Origin of the sequence: Pseudomonas fluorescens, from assembly GCF_040448305.1 — a bacterium.
GTDB classification, from domain to species: domain Bacteria; phylum Pseudomonadota; class Gammaproteobacteria; order Pseudomonadales; family Pseudomonadaceae; genus Aquipseudomonas; species Aquipseudomonas fluorescens_BH.
The window spans coordinates 212,521-231,437 of record NZ_CP148752.1; the positions used below are offsets into that span (position 1 = coordinate 212,521).

General features: G+C 58.2%; 16 protein-coding genes. 9 read left to right on the forward strand and 7 right to left on the reverse strand.

The genetic code is table 11. The features are described from left to right. Positions 1-279 precede the first annotated feature (279 nt). From WHX55_RS00945 to WHX55_RS00960, 4 genes are all read left to right on the forward strand, one after another. Positions 280-576, forward strand: coding sequence for a hypothetical protein (locus tag WHX55_RS00945; RefSeq protein WP_353741845.1), 297 nt, complete (start codon positions 280-282; stop codon positions 574-576). Positions 577-780: 204 nt separating this feature from the next. Next, positions 781-1,272, forward strand: a complete 492-nt coding sequence (locus WHX55_RS00950) for a helix-turn-helix transcriptional regulator (RefSeq protein ID WP_353743016.1) — start codon at positions 781-783, stop codon at positions 1,270-1,272. Then, positions 1,269-2,546, forward strand: coding sequence for a HipA domain-containing protein (locus WHX55_RS00955; protein ID WP_353741846.1), 1,278 nt, complete (start codon positions 1,269-1,271; stop codon positions 2,544-2,546). Before WHX55_RS00950 ends, WHX55_RS00955 begins: the two co-directional genes overlap by 4 nt. Continuing rightward, entirely contained in the window at positions 2,543-2,896 is a 354-nt protein-coding gene (locus WHX55_RS00960) for a DUF1493 family protein (protein ID WP_353741847.1), read from the forward strand. The genes WHX55_RS00955 and WHX55_RS00960 overlap by 4 nt, the downstream gene beginning before the upstream one ends. Before the next feature lie 871 nt (positions 2,897-3,767). Here WHX55_RS00960 and WHX55_RS00965 read toward each other — a convergent pair. The 5 genes from WHX55_RS00965 to WHX55_RS00985 form a co-directional block, all read right to left on the reverse strand. Then, positions 3,768-3,899, reverse strand: coding sequence for a hypothetical protein (locus tag WHX55_RS00965; RefSeq protein ID WP_353741848.1), 132 nt, complete (start codon positions 3,897-3,899; stop codon positions 3,768-3,770). A 313-nt stretch (positions 3,900-4,212) separates the two neighbouring features. Continuing rightward, positions 4,213-5,832 (reverse strand): hypothetical protein, encoded by a 1,620-nt coding sequence (locus WHX55_RS00970; protein ID WP_353741849.1) that lies wholly within the window; start codon positions 5,830-5,832, stop codon positions 4,213-4,215. Positions 5,833-6,664: 832 nt separating this feature from the next. After that, positions 6,665-8,206 carry a phosphoenolpyruvate carboxykinase gene (locus WHX55_RS00975; protein ID WP_056726915.1) on the reverse strand — a complete coding sequence of 514 codons (1,542 nt, stop codon included), beginning with the start codon at positions 8,204-8,206 and terminating at the stop codon, positions 6,665-6,667. A 180-nt stretch (positions 8,207-8,386) separates the two neighbouring features. Further along, on the reverse strand, positions 8,387-9,289 hold the full coding sequence (hslO, locus tag WHX55_RS00980) for an Hsp33 family molecular chaperone HslO (protein WP_150726443.1): 903 nt from the start codon (positions 9,287-9,289) through the stop codon (positions 8,387-8,389). Positions 9,290-9,652: 363 nt separating this feature from the next. After that, complete coding sequence (locus WHX55_RS00985) at positions 9,653-10,060, reverse strand: S4 domain-containing protein (protein WP_150726444.1); 408 nt, start codon at positions 10,058-10,060, stop codon at positions 9,653-9,655. A 276-nt stretch (positions 10,061-10,336) separates the two neighbouring features. On the opposite strand from WHX55_RS00985, the gene WHX55_RS00990 reads away from it, so the two are divergent. Together WHX55_RS00990 and rimK are read left to right on the forward strand one after the other, a co-directional pair. Beyond that, positions 10,337-10,756, forward strand: a complete 420-nt coding sequence (locus WHX55_RS00990; protein ID WP_353743017.1) for an ATP-dependent zinc protease — start codon at positions 10,337-10,339, stop codon at positions 10,754-10,756. Next, positions 10,753-11,658, forward strand: coding sequence for a 30S ribosomal protein S6--L-glutamate ligase (gene rimK / locus WHX55_RS00995; RefSeq protein ID WP_007972871.1), 906 nt, complete (start codon positions 10,753-10,755; stop codon positions 11,656-11,658). Before WHX55_RS00990 ends, rimK begins: the two co-directional genes overlap by 4 nt. 156 nt (positions 11,659-11,814) lie before the next feature. Here the strand turns inward: rimK and WHX55_RS01000 are convergent, their stop codons facing one another. Beyond that, on the reverse strand, positions 11,815-13,128 hold the full coding sequence (locus WHX55_RS01000; protein ID WP_150726446.1) for an ATP-binding protein: 1,314 nt from the start codon (positions 13,126-13,128) through the stop codon (positions 11,815-11,817). A 115-nt stretch (positions 13,129-13,243) separates the two neighbouring features. Beyond that, the gene (ompR, locus tag WHX55_RS01005) at positions 13,244-13,984 is read right to left on the reverse strand and encodes a two-component system response regulator OmpR (protein WP_007972873.1); all 741 of its coding nucleotides are present in this window, start codon (positions 13,982-13,984) and stop codon (positions 13,244-13,246) included. Between the two features lie 361 nt (positions 13,985-14,345). Here ompR and WHX55_RS01010 point away from each other — a divergent pair, with 361 nt between their 5' ends. From WHX55_RS01010 to gshA, 3 genes are all read left to right on the forward strand, one after another. After that, a complete protein-coding gene (locus WHX55_RS01010) occupies positions 14,346-16,670 on the forward strand; it encodes a Tex family protein (RefSeq protein ID WP_150755933.1) in 2,325 nt (774 codons plus the stop codon). Then, positions 16,670-17,053: a PaaI family thioesterase gene (locus WHX55_RS01015; protein ID WP_353741850.1), complete on the forward strand. Its 384-nt coding sequence runs from the start codon at positions 16,670-16,672 to the stop codon at positions 17,051-17,053. The genes WHX55_RS01010 and WHX55_RS01015 overlap by 1 nt, the downstream gene beginning before the upstream one ends. A gap of 232 nt (positions 17,054-17,285) precedes the next feature. After that, complete coding sequence (gshA, locus tag WHX55_RS01020) at positions 17,286-18,869, forward strand: glutamate--cysteine ligase (RefSeq protein ID WP_353741851.1); 1,584 nt, start codon at positions 17,286-17,288, stop codon at positions 18,867-18,869. The last annotated feature ends 48 nt before the right edge of the window (positions 18,870-18,917 follow it).

Genomic DNA, 18,917 nt, shown 5'->3' on the forward strand with positions numbered 1-18,917 from the left:
TGTCGGCTATCGCCAGCCAGTGGCTCGAACATATAGTCCGGACTGTCGCTGCCAAATCAGTGATCAGGTTTGGTCACCTGAGAACAACGCACATAGTTGTGCCATCATTCGCGCCGCGGACATCTATGTCCTCGCAGTGCATTGTCATGGCGACTGTGTGCGGGACGCCTTCGGGCGAGCCGAGTTGTTGTTCTCGGTTGACCAAGCCTGCGCACAGTCCGCCTCCCATCGTTTGGTCACGGTGCTGGCGGTTAATTAACAACAAACCGAGTACATGCCATGTCAACTCTGAACCCGTTTCCAAATCGCTACCGCCCACTCCACACCAACCTCACCGACACCCCGGCCCTGATCATCGACACAGAGGCCAACCCACAAGACATCCTCGAAGCCGCCCTCCAGCGCATCCGGGCCTCCAGCGACCTGCTGCAAACCCTGCACTGCCAATGCTTCAAACACGGCGACCTCGAAGACATCCCGCACATCACCCACGCCCTCTACCTGCTGACACAGGACGGCTGCGACCTGCTCAAAGTTGCCCAGCAACGCATGTTGAACTGGAAAGCCCCAGCCTGACGCCAATCATCAGAGCGATAAAGTGGAATTATTCTGGCTGTTTCAATATAAAACAGCTGGAATAATGCCAGTTAACATGCCTTCCTTAAGGAAATCAGCGTCACGAGAAGGGTGTTTTTTTCAATGTCCCAATCGCAGCTCACCTTTTTCTTTAAGTGCTATTATTCTGGCAGTTATAGCGCCTTAATGAAGGAATATTGGCACATGGCCAAGAAGACAGCTCCGCTCTTGCCTGCCGCTTCCAAACTACTTTCCGAGTTCGGCGAGCGACTGAAACTCGCTCGCCTACGCCGCAAACTCACCGCTAAACAAGTTGCTGAGAGGGCGGGCATGTCCCTGACAACCTTGCGCTCCCTGGAATCAGGTGGCTCAGGGGTGACCATCGGAGCCTACCTGTCTGTCATGCAAGTTCTGGGTCTGGAAAAAGACTTGAACAAACTCGCGACAACCGATGAGGTGGGCCGTCAACTGCAGGACGCACAACTGAAATCCAGGACCACCTCCACTGCAGGCTCAAGCCAGCGAGCACGCAGAACGAGTGCAGTGAGAAAAAATGCTCCAATACCTGAAAAAAGCACTGGAGTGATTGAAAGTGCCACCACAGCAGATCTATCCGCTGACTACCCCTTCAACACCCACTCACTTTCCAATCTGTTGGCCAAGAAAAAAACCAAGCCCGCGACGGGTGAGAAATGACGCAGATTGCGGTGTATGCCGATTGGGAATCCTTGAATGGGCCCAGACGTCTCGGTTTCCTGCATGCCCGAAACGCCCGCTCCACAGAAGTCTTCGAGTTTGAGTACGACAAGGCTGCGCTGGCAGATCCCGAGTTGAACTTCACACCCCTGGACCCTCGAATCGGACTCTATGAGGGTCGTCAGTTTCCGGGGCAACATCAAAGCCGGTTTGGCGTGTTCGCTGATTCAAGCCCGGATCGGTGGGGTCAATTACTGATGAAGCGACGGCTGGAGCGCGATATCCGCGACGGCTTGGCTGCCAAAGGCAGCAAGCTCCACGAGTCAGATTTCCTGTTAGGCGTACATGATCTCTATCGGGTCGGTGCAATCCGCTACAAGCTCGATGACCAAGGCAACTTTCTCGATGATCGTGATGGCGTGGCCGCTCCACCGTTCATTGAGCTGCGGGCGTTGGAACAAGCAAGCCGAGCTCTGGAAAACGATCCGGACAACACCTCACTCGATGGCCGCGAGTGGCTGAGAATGCTGATCGCACCTGGAGGCTCACTGGGTGGCGCCCGCCCCAAGGCCAGCGTTGCAGACGAGCACGGTCACTTGTGGATTGCCAAGTTCCCCAGCACCCGCGATGACTATGACATTGGCGCTTGGGAACTGGTGGTGAATGCCTTGGCCAATCATTGTGGCCTGCGAGTCGCGACCGGTATCGCCCGACGCTATGCCAGTGATCATCACTGCTTCATGGTCAAGCGCTTCGATCGCACTGAACGCGGTGGCCGTCTGCACTTTGCCTCAGGCATGACCATGACTGATCGCGTTGACGGTGACGATGCCTCCGTCGGCGCGAGCTACCTTGAGTTGGCTGAAGTGCTCATGGAACACGGCTCGGAAACCAAAGCAGACTTACGGGAGTTGTGGTCTCGGATTGTGTTCAACATCCTGGTCTCCAACAGCGACGATCACCTGCGTAACCACGGCTTTATCCTTGATCCGGGTCGGGGATGGCGATTGTCTGCCGCCTATGACATGAACCCGGTGGCGCACGCAGACGGCTTGAAGCTCAACATCACAGATACCGATAACGCACTGGATCTGGAGTTGGCCCGGGAAGTGGCAGAGTATTTTCGGGTCGGTCGTGTGGATGCAGAAAACATCATCGACAGCTTCAAAGAGGTTGTCAGCCAATGGCCAACACTAGCGGGGGCTTTGGGGATATCGAAACGTGAGCAGGATAATATGGCGCCTGCATTTCGATTAGCGGAGCCTACGCAATGAACCTCGCCCCCAACCTCCCCGACGACCACTTGATGCAGCAACTCATGCAACTGCTGCATGAAGAACTCGGCTTCCCCGAACGCAAAACCATCAACCTCGGCACCTCGATCAATTTCGACTTGGACTGCAACGGTGCAGACGCCCGGCATTTGATCGAAACCCTGGAAGACCACTTCGCCATCGATTTCGTGGATTTCGACAGCTATCGCTATTTCCAGCCCGACGGCTTTGACGTGAATCTAAAGCGAAAAGCCAAGGGTCGCGGCGAGAAGGTGCCATTGACCCTCGACATGCTCTACCGGGCCATCAAGGCCCAACGCTGGGACACGGATGAGCTCGAAGGCCTGTAACGGCCCGACGCATTCTGACTTGCCCGCGAAAAACCGAATTTTGCGCACAAAAAAGCCGCCCTCTCAAGACTTATACCGTAACGGTACATAGTTCAGGGGCGGATAGCTCAGAAGCCAACCTGGTCAAGGGTCTGGCCCATCTGAGTTAGCGATGTATCGCTACATCAGAATACATCGTTACTTTCGAGCGCCGGCGGCAATGTCGGCGCTTTTTCATTGCGACGGTCAGTCGTCAAGCACCTTGCGAATCGCACGGGTAGCCGATCACCGACTGTGGGTAGCTCAAACGCGAAGGCGGGTTGAAGGCAATGTGTCAGTCCCGGTTCGTGCCCAGGCTGTACGCGCAAGCGGATCTGGCAAATATCTCCCTTCGCAAGGGCGACAAGCTCCTCGAAGGAAGTCGGCGATGCGAGAATGGCTTGTCGATCGGGGTCGACGTTGTCCGCGTAGAGCCAAGCTGCGAGGTCACGGTATATCAAACAAAGAATCAGGCCATAGAAAATGGCATGGCCAAAGAAATATGCATTGTAGAGGGCAGCAGTGCATTTAGTTTCGACCACAGCACTGAAGGTGCAATCAAAAACCATATCAACAAATTATGCCAGTGCGGAGTTAGAAACGCTTACATTGAGTCAGCCCACACAGAGTCCCAAATGGGTATGAAGGGCATATCCTACATAAATCTGGTTGGGTTCAAATAGCACCTAACAAACAATGCGTATATGGACTCTCCTCACAAGTAGTGAGTAAAGCTCTTCCAACCCTGTCGTCAGTGCGGTTGCATTCGTATATTCGGCCTGTAGTGGGCGTTACCGCCCTGGCCACTCTGTAGTTCGCGCAGCGGGGATAACCAGGGACAGTCCACGATTAGTCAGACAAGATCGAAATAGATAACCGTGGTCTGTCCCCGATTGTCACGACCCCTTTGCAGCGTGATGGCACCGAAGATCGACACCAGTATCACCACCTCGGCGTGTTCGACCGCTTCATTGGTGGCTGCCATCACGCCCAGCGCCGAAGCCTACGTCGTCAAGCCGTCATACTCGCAGGCACGCCGATAGCCAAAGCCATCCCGGACAGACTGATCATTCGTCCGATAGATTTCAACTGCTTGCTCCTCACTTGTCCGCATTGAGCCCGTTGAAATGCGGACGGTACGTTCCAAAGTCCTTCGCCTTGGAGGCTAAGTGACCCTGAGGATTTCGATGCCCCGGGCCGTCCGGGCCGGGGCCATCCGTTGTGTTCAGAACCAGCAGGAAGCCTTCACGCCGAACTCGCGCACCATGGTCACCGACAGGTCTGGGCACAATTTGAACCTATCTGGCACCGGCCGTTGCCTCGGGGCGATCTCTCAACGTGACCAACCCGTTCCGCACGCCGGCAACCATCACACCGCCAGGCAGGAAATTGATTGACAGCATCGGGCTGTCCAGCCTCTTTCCACTTCCAATAAATATTTCTGAAGCTAGTTTGCCAGTCTGGAAATCGAGGGCACTGAGATAAAATGCGTCCTGCTTGTCTCCAGCGCCCGATTTCATAGTGTATTGATAAACATAACCATCGGCAGTCGAAAGTTTGGGTGGAACCTTTGACGAAACCGAGTAATTCTCCCAGATCGTGTTGCATCCACTGTATCCAGGCCTGACATCGACTCTCGCAAGCCCGGGTTCGGATGCTGCCGGTTCAAAGAACTTCGACCCATAATTATTTTGAATTACAAGTGACTTTCCGTAACCTACAAATGTATTATCAAGATATCCTCTATCTTCTTTAAACACGGGATGCTCACATACGACCCTGGAGCTGCTTGCCATTGCTGCGCCGTCGGTTTTAAGTACCAGCACCCTCGCAAAGCGATGCGAGTCATCGTTCAAACCGAATGAGATCAACTTACCTTCATCGAACAGCGTCGGAGCGGTCAAATCACCACTTGAGTTGGACTGTCCATATTCATATCGCCAGCGAGTGATAATCTTTCCATCATCATCTATTTCAAAGCGATAAAGTGCCATGGTAGTGAGTACGAACGTCGCATCCGCGTTCAACGCCAGTGCCGTACCTGAAACCTCACCCCCCGGAAGTTTCATACGTTCTATCTTGCCGGTCATTTGGTTGATGTAGCCGACATAGCCATACATCGTGCTAAACCAGAGATTATTTTTCCAGTCAGGATGAACATCTGAAATTGGTTGGCCATCAGGCAAGGCGCTGCTTAGGTCATACTCTTTTTCAAGAGACCATTTGTATTGGTCATTGCTTCCAACAATAGAATATATCTGAACTTTTTGTTCCGGGTTCGCCACGATGGCCCGACCCAGAGCGTCGAGGCCGGTGTACCATCCCATTCCCGGCTCCAGGAAATTCATTTTCTTGCTGGTCGTGGCGACCTGCGCCGCGACCTTGAAATTGTTCTTGGGATCAAAAAGCACCAGCTGGCTCGGATTGCCCAAGCCGACGCACAAGGACGCCAGTTTTTCACCGGGCGTCATGAGCATGGGCGTGCACATCGAAATCTCGTTGCCGGGGCGTGTCGGCACATATGTCGCTATTGGCGCGATCCCGAGAGGCCCCGCATATGGCGTGGTACTGGAATTATACGTATCCCCATGAACCCCGCCGCTCGCGGTTTCATCCATAAGAAATGGATGGTCTGACATAGGCAGTCTCGGCAGGGGGTGCGGAATCAGCGGGTGGCTTCCAACCAGCGTTGGCACCCTGATTCCGTCTGCCACTTGAAATTCGCGGTTTGCCGATCCGTTGGCCAGGTGGCCAATATCGCTAGCCCCCCCGAGGATCTCCCGGAAGGCGGTCAGCGAGAGGGGCAGCTTATCCGCAACCAGGAACTTTATACCAATACAGGCCAGCACCAGCATCGAAGCTGACAGAAGAATATAGATCTTTTTCCTAGACCTGCGCTCATGGATATTTGTTGGCATGATTGGCAAATTCCGGATTAATTGAGAAGTCGCCATTGTCGAGCGCGCGCAAGCATCACTCATCGTCCAATGGGACTATTCCAAGGCCCGCTCGAGTCGCCTCCGTGGAAGACTTTCCTGGAGGCGCTCAAGGAGCACCAGTCGGTAAGCCCGCGCAGAAAGCCAAAGCTATGCACTGCGCTACAAAGGCAAAAAGGCGGCTTCTCCGGCTTGTCCCTGCTTTGTTGCTCCGATAACGCATTACGTTCTTCCCCTATAGCCGAACCGCTCAACGGCGATCCGCTTGATCCCCTCTTCAAATGCAACACGCCTGTGCTCCAGCGCCTCTGCGCGGGGTAGGTCTGTTCGTCACTCATTTTTTGTATCCCCATATTCGGCGGCGTATTCGGCTGCATTGCATTTCGGGCATGGAATATCGCCGCCGTTATGCAAAGCGCCACCCGGTTCATCGCAGCTGTCTTCGTCCCAGAGAAAACCATCAATGCACTGAGCGTCAAGGTACGGAGCACCAAAGTGCTTGCCGTGATAGTCGCAACCCAGTGCGGCTGGAGAATTCGGTGTGAGCCCCTGAAGCTGTCAGCATCTATCCGTACACACGGTCAACTCGCCGGAACCTGCAAACTCTGCCGAGGAGCACAACGTGGTCATGCATAAGACTGGGCCTCGCCTACATGCCATGCTAAATCATGGTATGGCTTTCACATCTACGGATAAAAAAATACCCCTCATAGAGGGGTATTGATGCAGTAACTGGCTGAAAAGGGCCTAACTATGTATTCCCAAGAGGGGGGAATAACCGAGGGGCGGCTTCTTCGTTAGCTCAATCCAGCACTTACAGCTTTGGACCCGCAGCCTTGATCGCGTCGCTCACTTCGAACTTCTTGAAGTTCTCGATGAACAGGCCGGCCAGTGCTTTGGCGGCTTCGTCGTAGGCGGCTTTATCGGCCCAGGTGTTGCGTGGGTTCAGCAGGCCAGTCTCAACGCCCGGTACGGCCACTGGCACGTCGAGGTTGATGGTGTCCAGGTGCTCGGTTTCGGTACCGATCAGCGCGCCGCTCTGGATCGCTGCGATCACGGCACGAGTGGTCGGGATGTTGAAGCGTTTGCCGACGCCGTAGCCACCACCGGTCCAGCCGGTGTTGACCAGGTAGACCTTGGAACCGAAGCCGCGGATGCGCTTGATCAGCAACTCTGCGTATTCGCCGGCCGGACGCGGGAAGAACGGTGCGCCGAAGCAGGTGGAGAAGGTCGACTTGATGCCGCTGCCCGAACCCATTTCGGTCGAACCGACCAGAGCGGTGTAACCGGACAGGAAGTGGTAAGCCGCTTGTTCTTCGTTGAGGATCGACACTGGCGGCAGCACGCCGGTCAGGTCGCAGGTCAGGAAGATCACAGCGTTCGGCTCGCCACCGAGGTTCTTCTCGGAGCGCTTGGCAACGTGCTCCAGCGGGTAGGCGGCGCGGCTGTTCTGGGTCAGACTGACATCGGCGTAGTCGGCGTGCTTGGCGTCGTCGATAACGACGTTTTCCAATACCGCGCCGTGCTTGATGGCTTTCCAGATAACCGGCTCGTTCTTCTCGGACAGGTCAATGCACTTGGCATAGCAACCGCCTTCGATGTTGAACACAACGCCTTCACCCCAACCGTGCTCGTCGTCACCGATCAGGTAACGGCTTTCGTCGGCCGACAGGGTGGTTTTACCAGTGCCGGACAGACCGAAGAACAGGGTCACGTCGCCTTCTTCGCCGATGTTGGCGGCGCAGTGCATTGGCAGTACGTCGGCAGCCGGCAGCAGGAAGTTCTGCACCGAGAACATCGCTTTCTTCATTTCACCGGCGTAACGCATGCCGGCGATCAGCACTTTCTTCTGTGCGAAGTTGAGGATCACGCAGCCGTCGGAGTTGGTGCCGTCACGCTCTGGCACGCACTCGAAGTTGGCAACGTTGAGCACTTGCCACTCGTCACGACCCGCCGGGTTGTACTGAGCCGGGTTGATGAACAGGCAACGGCCGAACAGGTTCTGCCAGGCAGTCTGGGTGGTCATCTTCACGGCCAGGTAGTGCTCGGAAGCCGCACCTACATGCACGTGGGAAACGAAATGCTCTTGCGCGTTGTTGAATGCCTCAACGCGAGCCCACAAGGCGTCGAACTTGTCGGCCGGGAACTTGCGGTTGATCGGGCCCCAGGCGATGGCGGCCTGGGTGCTTGGCTCTTCAACGATGAAACGATCGACTGGCGAACGGCCGGTACGGTGACCGGTACGAACAACCAGTGCGCCGGTATCGGCAAGCTCGCCTTCACCGCGGTTGAGGGCTTCTTTAACCAGATCATCAACACTCAGATCGGTGTACACGGCATTGTTGGCTTGCGTCATGAGGTTCCCCGTCGGCCAGTGGCCGAGTGCTCCAAACGTTTTTGTAGTAGAAAGTCGTGCACTACTACCGCGAAAAAAGTGGGCCGGATTATGCCAGAAAAGCCCAAAAAGAGTAGGCCCCTCCTGTCGTAACGGCATTAATCCGGCGGCAGCCAGTGAATTTACCTGCGCTGAACCGTTTTAGTGACGAGTATCTGACGGCGTCTCGATACCCGCGCCGGCGAACAATTGAGTGACATCGGCCGCGTCAAACAGGTAGCGCTGGTTGCAGAACTGGCAATCGATTTCGATGTTGCCACCGTGTTCGACCACCAATTGCTGCGCGTCTTCCATACCCAGACTGACCAGCGCATTGGCCGAACGTTCGCGCGAGCAGCTGCAACGGAAGCGCAGCTTCTGCACATCGAACAGGCGCACCTGCTCGTCGTGGTACAGGCGATGCAGCACGGTTTCGTTGTCCAGGCTCAACAGCTCATCGGCGGTCAGCGTACCGCCCAGGGTGGTGATGTGCTGCCAGCTGGCGGCACGCTCGTCTTCGTCTTTCAAACGGTCGGCCGGCAGTTGTTGCAGCAACAGGCCACGGGCGCGACGACCATCGGCGCAGAGCTTGATGCGGGTGCCAATCTGCTGGGACATGACGAAGTAGTTGGTGAAGCAGTCGGACAACGTTTCGCCATCCAGATCGACGACGCCCTGGTAGCGTTGGCCCCGTTTCGGGTCGACGGTCAACGTCAGCGAGCCATCCGGCATCAAGTCAGCCAGGGTAGCGTCGGGGGCAATCCGGTCCGCCTCGTAACGGGCCAGGCCACGGATCTCGCGCTCGCTGGAGCACTCGATCATCAGCAGCGGGATCGGGCCTTCGGAGCGTGCCTGCAGAATCAGCAAGCCATCGAACTTCAACGTGCCAACCAGCAACGATGCGGCCGCCATCAGCTCGCCGAGCAGTTGCGCGACCGGCTGCGGGTAGGCGTGTTTGGCCAGGACTTCGGCGTAGCTGAGCTCCAACGAGACCAGTTCGCCACGGGTGTCGCTGTCATCGAAGATGAAGCGTTGTGTGAAGTCGTTATCCGCGTGATCGGTCATAGGTCTGGGTATCTGAATTAGTGAAAAAGGTTACAGGAAACAAGAAATTTACCCTGCGCCACCCCTCGGGTGCGCAACGTTCAGCCATGAAAGGCATTTTATGAACAATCCGGGCCTGATCCAAGCAAGGTGGAACAAGCGCTGATGGGTTTTGGGTCGTTTCCCGCCCCGCACTGCTGGCAATGTGGTTATGGCCTACAGGTCAGAGACTGTGTGTGATTTTCGACGAGCGGCGATATCGTCCATGCGATGCACTGCTGGCGAAGCACAGATATGGATGCGCAAAGGGTCAATTGCAAGTCTTGGCCTTAAGACGTGGTGAGGCCGGGCGAGTGCGCGGCAATCGCCCGAGAAATATCTGAATTAGTCGTCGTTACTGCTGCCACGAAACTTGAACAAATCCCGCCGCTGTTTCTTGCTCGGCTTACCGTCAGTGCTTACGCCCAGGGCTCCGGCTTTTCTTTGTGCCGCGGCCTCTTCGCGCTTGGCGATGCTGGCCAGGGTTTCGGCATACAAGGATTGCGCCTCCGGGGCGCCGCGACGAACGATCGACAGTGCCAGGACCACCACCGTGCGCTCCTCGAATCCGGTGCGAATCACGAACTCATCGCCGATTCGTGGCTCTTTACCCGGCTTGCAACGTTCGCCCCGGCAATGCACCTTGCCGCTTTCAATCGCCGCCTTGGCCAAGGCGCGGGTTTTGTAGAATCGTGCAGCCCACAACCATTTATCGAGGCGGACTTTGTCGTCCTCTTCGTTTTTTTGTGCCATGGAATTTCCTCATTCTGAAATATTGGTGAACTGTACTACCGTTTCTGTCGTACCAAGAATTACTCCATCCCGGACTACAATGCTGACATTCCATAACCTCCTTGTGAGACTGGAAATCCGGGCTGTAGATATCTGTCGCCTTTTAACCATTATTCTGCGTGAATACCGCGAATTTGGCCGCCTGCGGCCACTGCGGTTTCTACCGGTTGAGCAATTTTGAAGACATTTGACCATTTGACCGTTGTCGGTCTGCGCGAGTGGGTGGCGCTCCCTGATTTGGGAGTCGCCGGCCTTCGGGCAAAAATCGACACCGGCGCCAGCACCTCCAGCCTGCATGCCACCGACATCGAGACATTTGACCGGGACGGTGAGCAGTGGGTGCGCTTCACGGCGCACCTGGGCACGGTGGTTCAGTTGCGTCACCGGCGCTGCGAAGCACCGCTGGTGACGAGGAAAACCATTAAAAGCTCAAACGGTCACGCGCAGGTGCGATACGTGATCAGCACCACCCTGGCCCTTGGTGATCGGGTCTGGCGGGTCGAGTTCACGCTCGCCTGCCGCAAGTCCATGCGTTATCGCCTGTTGCTCGGTTCCAAAGCCCTGATCCACGGCCAGTTGGTGGTCAATCCGGGCATCAAGTATGTACAAGACAAGCCGGTGTTCCCGGTATCTACCTCCTCCACAGGTGTTGCATGAAGATCGCTGTGCTGTCGCGGAATCCGCGTCTGTATTCCACCCGTCGTCTGGTCGAAGCCGGTACCGAGCGTGGCCATGAAATGGTGGTGGTCGACACCTTGCGCGCCTACATGAACATCGCCAGCCACAAGCCGCAGATCCACTACCGCGGCAAACCGCTGGAAGGCTTCGATGCGGTGATTCCACGGATCGGCGCATCCGTGACCTTTTATGGCTGTGCAGTGCTGCGCCAGTTCGAAATGATGGGGGTATTCCCGCTCAACGAATCGGTGGCCATTGCCCGTTCGCGGGACAAGCTGCGTTCGCTGCAATTGTTGTCCCGTCGCGGGATCGGTCTGCCGGTGACCGGGTTTGCCCACTCCCCCGATGACATTCCCGACCTGATCGAAATGGTCAACGGCGCGCCGTTGGTGATCAAGGTGCTGGAAGGCACCCAAGGCATCGGCGTGGTGCTGTGCGAAACCGCCACGGCCGCAGAATCGGTGATCGAGGCGTTCATGGGCCTCAAGCAGAACATCATGGTTCAGGAGTACATCAAGGAAGCCGGTGGTGCGGACATTCGCTGCTTCGTCGTCGGTGACAAGGTGATTGCGGCGATGAAGCGCCAGGCCAAACCCGGCGAGTTTCGCTCCAACCTGCATCGCGGCGGCAGTGCGAGCCTGATCAAGATCACGCCGGAAGAACGCATGACGGCGTTGCGTGCGGCGAAGGTCATGGGGCTGGCGGTGGCAGGCGTCGACATCCTGCGCTCCAATCACGGGCCGCTGGTGATGGAAGTGAACTCGTCGCCGGGTCTTGAGGGGATTGAGACCACCACCGGGAAAAATGTGGCGGGGATCATCATTGAGCATCTGGAGAAGAATGGTGGGCCGAATATGACGCGGACCAAAGGGAAGGGTTAAACCTCGAGCCTTGTGGCGGCAGTGAGGCCGCCTTCGCGGGCAAGCCCGCTCCCACAGTGGATCGTTGGCGGATGCAAATTTCGCGTCCGACACCAATCAATGTGGGAGCGAGCCTGCTCGCGATGGGGCCATAAGCCCCACTGAAAAAATCAGGTTTTAAACGGCATCCCGCGGCAGCATCAACCCCAACGGCAACCGTACCCGCGCTTCCAGCCCACCGCCCGAGCGGTTACGCAGCTCAACGTTGCCGCCATGCATCGAAGCAATCCGCTTCACGATTGCCAATCCCAACCCGGTGCCCTTGCCACCCCGGGCACGATCACCGCGGGTGAACGGGTTGAAGATCGCCTCCAGCTCCGACGGATCGATCCCGGCACCACGGTCCATGACGCTCAGCACCACATACGGTGCGCTGGTGTCCCCGGATACATACGCCGCCACCTCCACACCACTACCGGCATGATGCAACGCATTACCGATCAGGTTGTTCAGCAGTCGTTTCATCGACACACGACGCAACGGGAACGGCTGGATAGGCTCCAGGCGCAGTCGCACTCTCTCTTCATTCTGGTTATAGGGCGCGGCGACCTCACGGACCAGGTCACTCAGGTCGACCTCTTCCACCGACTCGTCACGCCCGTCGCGAATGAACGCCAGGAACTGATCGAGAATCGCGTCCATGTCTTCGATGTCACGCACCATGTCGTCAGTCAGGTCGGTGTGATCGCCCATCAGTTCCAGGGACAGGCGCAAGCGTGTCAACGGCGTACGCAAGTCGTGGGACACCCCGGCCAGCATCAGCTCGCGCTCGCGACCGGCCTGTTCGACGTCTTCGGCCATCTGGTTGAAGGCGCGGTAAACCTCGGTCATCTCACTCGGCGTATCGCTGATTGGCAGGCGCACGCTGCGGCCCTGGCCAAGTTGCCGCGCGGCATACACCAGACGCTTCAAAGGCTGATTGAGCTGGCTGACGAAGATCCAGGCCGAAGCGGTAGACAGCAGGCCAATTGCGAGGAACCAGCCCAGCACGTTCCAGATTTTCTGGCCGCGCAACGGATGGGGATAAAGCGGTACCTTCAGCCAGCCATCGCCCAGGCTCGGTGCCCGAACCCACAGCGCTGGTGGCGAATGCATGCGTAACCGGACTTCAGTGTCGGCACCCAGCTCCGACTGCATCTGCCGCTGGTAAATCTCGCTGTAAGGCCAGTGCTGTTCGCCTTCCGGCACGCCGGCACCCACCACCCGGATCAGGGTCGCGGCCTCGGCGATCTTGCCGCGGTTTTCTTCATCGGCAGCCCAATAGGCGCGCAGCGTCAGGGCGACACCGTGGCTGTACTGGCGGTCCACCAGAACGTCTTCGTTCATCAGCAGATAAACCAGGGTCAGCGCTTTGGAGAAGAGTACGACGATCAGCACCAGCCAAAGGGTGCGGGAGAAGAAGCTCTGGGGAAACCAAACGGGGGTTTTCATGGATAACCGTTAAACACTTGCAGGAGCGAGCGATGCTCGCATATTGCGGATCGCGAGTCTGCGGACAGGATCGATTGACCCGCTGTCCGCGTGACCCGCTCCTACAAATCGCCAATCACTTGGTGGCGGTACCATCCGGTACAAACACGTAACCCACGCCCCAGACAGTCTGGATGTAACGCGGTTTGGACGGATCGGGCTCGATCATCCGGCGCAGACGGGAAATCTGCACATCGATGGAGCGCTCCAGGGCATCCCACTCGCGGCCACGGGCCAGGTTCATCAGTTTGTCGCGGGTCAACGGTTGACGCGCGTTCATCACCAGGGCCTTGAGTACAGCGAACTCACCGGTGGTGAGCATGTGCACTTCTTCGCCGCGCTTGAGCTCGCGGGTAGCCAGGGACAACTCGTAGTCACCGAAGGTCACGCTTTCGTCTTCGCTGCCTGGCGCGCCCGGTACCGGAGCCGACTGGCGACGCAGGACCGCTTTGACGCGAGCCATCAGCTCATCGGGGTTGAACGGCTTGGCCAGGTAATCGTCGGCGCCCAGCTCCAGGCCCTTGATGCGGCTCAGCTCGTCGCCCTTGGCGGTGAGCATGATGATCGGAATCTGGTTGTTCGCATTGCGCAGACGGCGGCAGGCGGTCAGGCCGTCTTCGCCGGGCAACATCAGGTCGAGGACGACCAGGTTGAACACTTCGCGCGCCAGCAGGCGATCCATTTGCTCGGTGTTCGGTACGGCGCGGGCGCGGTAGCCCTTGCTGACGAAAAAACGCTCCAGCAGGCTGCTGAGCCCCGGATCGTCGTCAACGATAAGAATTTTTTCGCCTTCAGCAGTTTGTGCAGTGCTGCTCATTGGATGCTCCTTTGATCTCGGCGCGCATTATGGCGTAGCTGCCGTTATACGCACCGTGTGCATTGTTAGCAGATTTTTCCTTTAGTGCCAGAAAACCGGCCATTGCACCGGCAACCCGCGATGCCCCCGAATGCCGTAACGCTGGTTATAATGCGCGGCCTTTTGTGTCAGGCAACATCAGACAGGTACTACAGACGGACACCATTTTTTTTCATGGCGTCGGCAGTAATTGTTCGATTTCACGGGTCAACGGGATACCTTTTGATCCAGGTAGCGGCGCAGGTCAGGCCGCTCAACCAGACTCGCCGAGGCCCTATCCCTGCGCCTGCGAGCCTGCTTTCACAATTTGTCAGGTGGTTTTATGGACAGCATCAACAGCCGCATCGCCGAGGAACTCGGTGTACGCCCACAACAGGTCGAAGCGGCCGTCGCGCTACTCGATGAAGGCTCTACCGTTCCCTTCATCGCCCGTTACCGGAAAGAAGTGACCGGCAGCCTCGACGATACGCAATTGCGTCATCTGGAAGAGCGCCTGCGCTACCTGCGAGAACTCGACGAACGGCGTATCAGCATCCTCGCCAGCATCCAGGAGCAGGGCAAGCTGACCCCGCAACTTGAGCGCGACATCAAGCTCGCCGACACCAAGACCCGTCTCGAAGACTTGTACCTGCCGTACAAGCAGAAGCGCCGCACCAAGGGCCAGATCGCCCTGGAAGCCGGCCTGGGCGAGCTGGCCGACGGCCTGTTCAACGACCCGTCCCTGAGCCCGGAAACCGAAGCCGCACGCTTCATCGACGCGGAAAAAGGCGTGGCCGATGTGAAGGCTGCCCTCGAAGGCGCCAAGTACATCCTGATGGAACGCTTCGCCGAAGACGCAGGCCTGCTGGACAAGCTGCGCAACTACCTCAAGCAGGAAGCCACCCTCAGTGCCCGCGTGATTGCCGGCAAGGAAGAGGAAGGCGCCAAGTTCCGCGATTACTTCGAACACGACGAACCGCTGAAAAGCATGCCGTCGCACCGCGCGCTGGCGATTTTCCGTGGTCGCAACGAAGGCATCCTCAGCTCCGCACTGAAAGTCGGCGACGAACTGCCGGGCACCATGCACCCGTGCGAAGGCATGATCGGCCAGCAATTCGGCATCCAGAACCAGAACCGCGCCGCCGACAAATGGCTGGGCGAAGTGGTGCGCTGGACCTGGAAGGTCAAGCTCTACACCCATCTGGAGACTGATTTGCTGGGCGAGCTGCGCGATGGCGCGGAAACCGAAGCGATCAACGTGTTCGCCCACAACCTGCACGACCTGCTGCTGTCGGCCCCGGCCGGCCCGCGCGCCACTCTGGGCCTCGACCCGGGCCTGCGCACCGGTTGCAAGGTCGCCGTGGTCGACTCCACCGGCAAGCTGCTGGATCACGCCACGGTTTACCCGCACGTGCCGCATAACAAGTGGGACCAGACCCTCGCCGTGCTCGCCGCCCTGTGCGCCAAGCACTCGGTGGACCTGATCGCCATCGGCAACGGTACCGCCAGCCGCGAGACCGACAAGCTGGCCGCTGAACTGATCAAAAAATACCCGGCCATGAAGATGACCAAGGTCATGGTTTCCGAGGCCGGTGCATCGGTTTACTCGGCATCGGAGCTGGCTTCCAAGGAATTCCCGGACCTCGACGTGTCGATCCGTGGCGCCGTGTCGATTGCCCGACGCCTGCAAGACCCGCTGGCTGAGCTGGTGAAGATCGATCCGAAATCCATCGGCGTCGGCCAGTACCAGCACGACGTGTCGCAGCTGAAACTGGCCCGTGGCCTGGATGCAGTGGTCGAGGATTGCGTGAACGCCGTCGGCGTCGACGTGAACACGGCTTCCGTGGCGCTGCTGGCACGGATCTCCGGCCTCAACGCTACCCTGGCGCAGAACATCGTCAGCCACCGCGACGAGCACGGTGCGTTCAAAACCCGAGCAGCCTTGAAGAAAGTCGCGCGCCTGGGCGAGAAAACCTTCGAACAGGCCGCCGGATTCCTGCGCGTCATGAACGGTGAAAACCCGCTGGACTCGTCGGCGGTTCACCCGGAAGCCTATCCGCTGGTTCAGCGCATCGCCGCCGAAACCGACCGTGACATCCGCTCGCTGATTGGCGATGCCGCGTTCCTCAAGCGTCTCGATCCGAAGAAGTACACCGATGAAACCTTCGGTCTGCCAACCGTGACCGACATCCTTCAGGAGCTTGAAAAGCCTGGGCGCGACCCGCGCCCCGAGTTCAAGACCGCCGAGTTCCAGGAAGGCGTTGAAGACCTCAAGGACCTGCAACTGGGCATGATCCTCGAAGGCGTGGTGACCAACGTGACCAACTTTGGCGCGTTCGTCGATATCGGCGTGCATCAGGACGGTTTGGTGCACATCTCCGCACTTTCGGAGAAGTTCATCAAGGATCCACGGGAAGCGGTGAAGGCCGGTGACGTGGTGAAAGTGAAGGTCATGGAAATCGACATCCCGCGCAAACGCGTGGGCCTGTCGATGCGCATGAGCGACACCCCGGGCGAGAAAATCGACGGCGCTCGCGGCGCGCGTCCGGGATCGGCGCCACGCCAGTCCCAGAACACCGCACCGCGCAAGGAAACCACGGCGGCAGCACCGAGCAACAACGCCATGGCTTCGCTGTTCGCCAATGCCAAGCAGTTGAAGAAACGCTGATGGACATTCCCGCCGGGCTGACCGAAAGCGCGTTTTTCAAGCTGCTGGGCTGCCGCTTGCACAGTCTGGAAACCGGGCTGGCGCAAGTCGCCCTGGCGCTGGAACCCGAGCTGCGCAATCGCGGTGGCAAGCTGCACGGCGGGGCCTTGTTCAGCCTGGTGGACATTGCCATGGGGCTGGCCTGTTCCAGCACCCACGGCTTTGACCAGCAGAGCGCGACCATCGAGTGCAAGATCAACTACATCCGCGCCGTCTCAGACGGCGAGGTGATGTGCACGGCGCGGGTGATCCACCCGGGCCGCCGCACATTGGTGGTCGAGGCCGATGTGATGCAGGGCGACAAACTGGTCGCAAAAGCACAAGGCACGTTCGCTGTCCTGTAGCTAGATGTCATCGATTTGAGTTAATTTCGGCGCTAAGACCTGTAGGAGCGAGCTTGCTCGCGATGAACGTCAGGGCGCCGTTTTCATTCAGGCACCCCGCGTTATCGTTAACCTCCATCGCGAGCAAGCTCGCTCCTACAAAACCAGGCGAAAACGCCAGTTTTAACCTCACCCTTGTAGACCGTCTTGCCCACCCCCATATTGGGGCGACTGACGCGTGAAGGAATCCAACTTGAGCGAACTTCTCAACCGCCGCCTGGCTCTGCTCGGCGAGCGCGCTAACCTCTCTCTGCTCGAACAGTGCCTTCACGGCATCGAACGTGAATGCCTGCGCGTGAACGGCGAAGGTCGCCTGGCGCAAACGCCGCACCCGGAAGAATTGGGTTCCGCGCTGACCAATGAACAGATCACCACCGACTATTCCGAGTCGCTGCTGGAGTTCATCACCCCGGCCCTGCCCGATCCTGCCGATACGCTGGCGAGCCTGGACAGCATTCACCGCTTTGCCTACAGCAAGCTCGGCAACGAGTACCTGTGGAGCCCATCGATGCCGTGCCCGTTGCCGGCCGAGGAAGACATCCCGATCGCCTATTACGGCACGTCCAATATCGGGCAGCTCAAGTATGTCTACCGCAAGGGTCTGGCCCTGCGTTACGGCAAGACCATGCAATGCATTGCCGGCATCCACTACAACTTTTCCCTGCCGGAAAAACTCTGGCCGTTGCTCAAACAGGCCGAAGGCTTTGTCGGCACCGACCGCGATTTCCAGTCGTCGTCCTACATCGCGCTGATCCGCAACTTCCGCCGCTACAGCTGGCTGCTGATGTACCTGTTCGGTGCTTCACCGGCACTGGACGCCGGCTTCCTGCGCGGTCGTTCGCATCAGCTGGAACAACTGGACCCACAGACTTTGTACCTGCCGTACGCCACCAGCCTGCGCATGAGCGACCTGGGTTACCAGAGCAACGCCCAGGCCGGCCTGACGCCGTGCTACAACGATCTGAACAGCTACACCGACAGCCTGCGCAAAGCGGTGGCCACGCCGTATGCGCCGTACGTCGAAGTCGGCACCCACCAGGATGGCGAGTGGGTACAGCTCAACACCAACATCCTGCAGATCGAAAACGAGTACTACTCCAACATCCGCCCGAAACGCGTGACCTACACCGGCGAGCGCCCGATCCAGGCACTGATGGCCCGTGGCATCCAGTACGTCGAAGTACGCTGCCTGGACATCAACCCGTTCCTGCCAATGGGCATCGACCTTACCGAGTCGCGCTTCCTCGATGCGTTCCTGCTGTACTGCGCGCTCAATGACAGCCCGCTGCTGACCAACACCAGTTGCGGCAACGCGACCTCGAACTTCCTCAGCGTGGTCAAGGAAGGTCGCCGTCCGGGCCTGCAACTGCAACGGGATGGCCAGCCGGTTGACCTGAAGGAATGGGCCGGCGAGCTGCTGGAAAAAATCGCTCCGCTTGCGGCGATGCTCGACCAGAGCCATGGTGGCGGTGCCCACAGCAAGGCCCTGGACGCCCAGATGTCCAAGGTTCAGGACCCGTCCCTGACGCCGTCGGCCCAGGTATTGGCAGCGATGGCCGAACACAAGGAAAGCTTCGCCCAGTTCTCCCTACGCCAGAGCCAGGCCCATGCCGAGTTCTTCCGCAGCGAGCCGTTACCGGCTGAGGAGCAGGCGAAATTTGAAGAGCGGGCGCGTTCGTCGCTGGCTCAGCAGGCTGAACTGGAGCAGAACGAAGTCGGCGATTTCGATGTGTTTGTCGGGGCGTACCAGGCGAGCATTCTGGCGATCAGTAACTAACCGCAGACTATTGTGGCGAGGGAGCTTGCTCCCGCTGGAGGCCGTAGG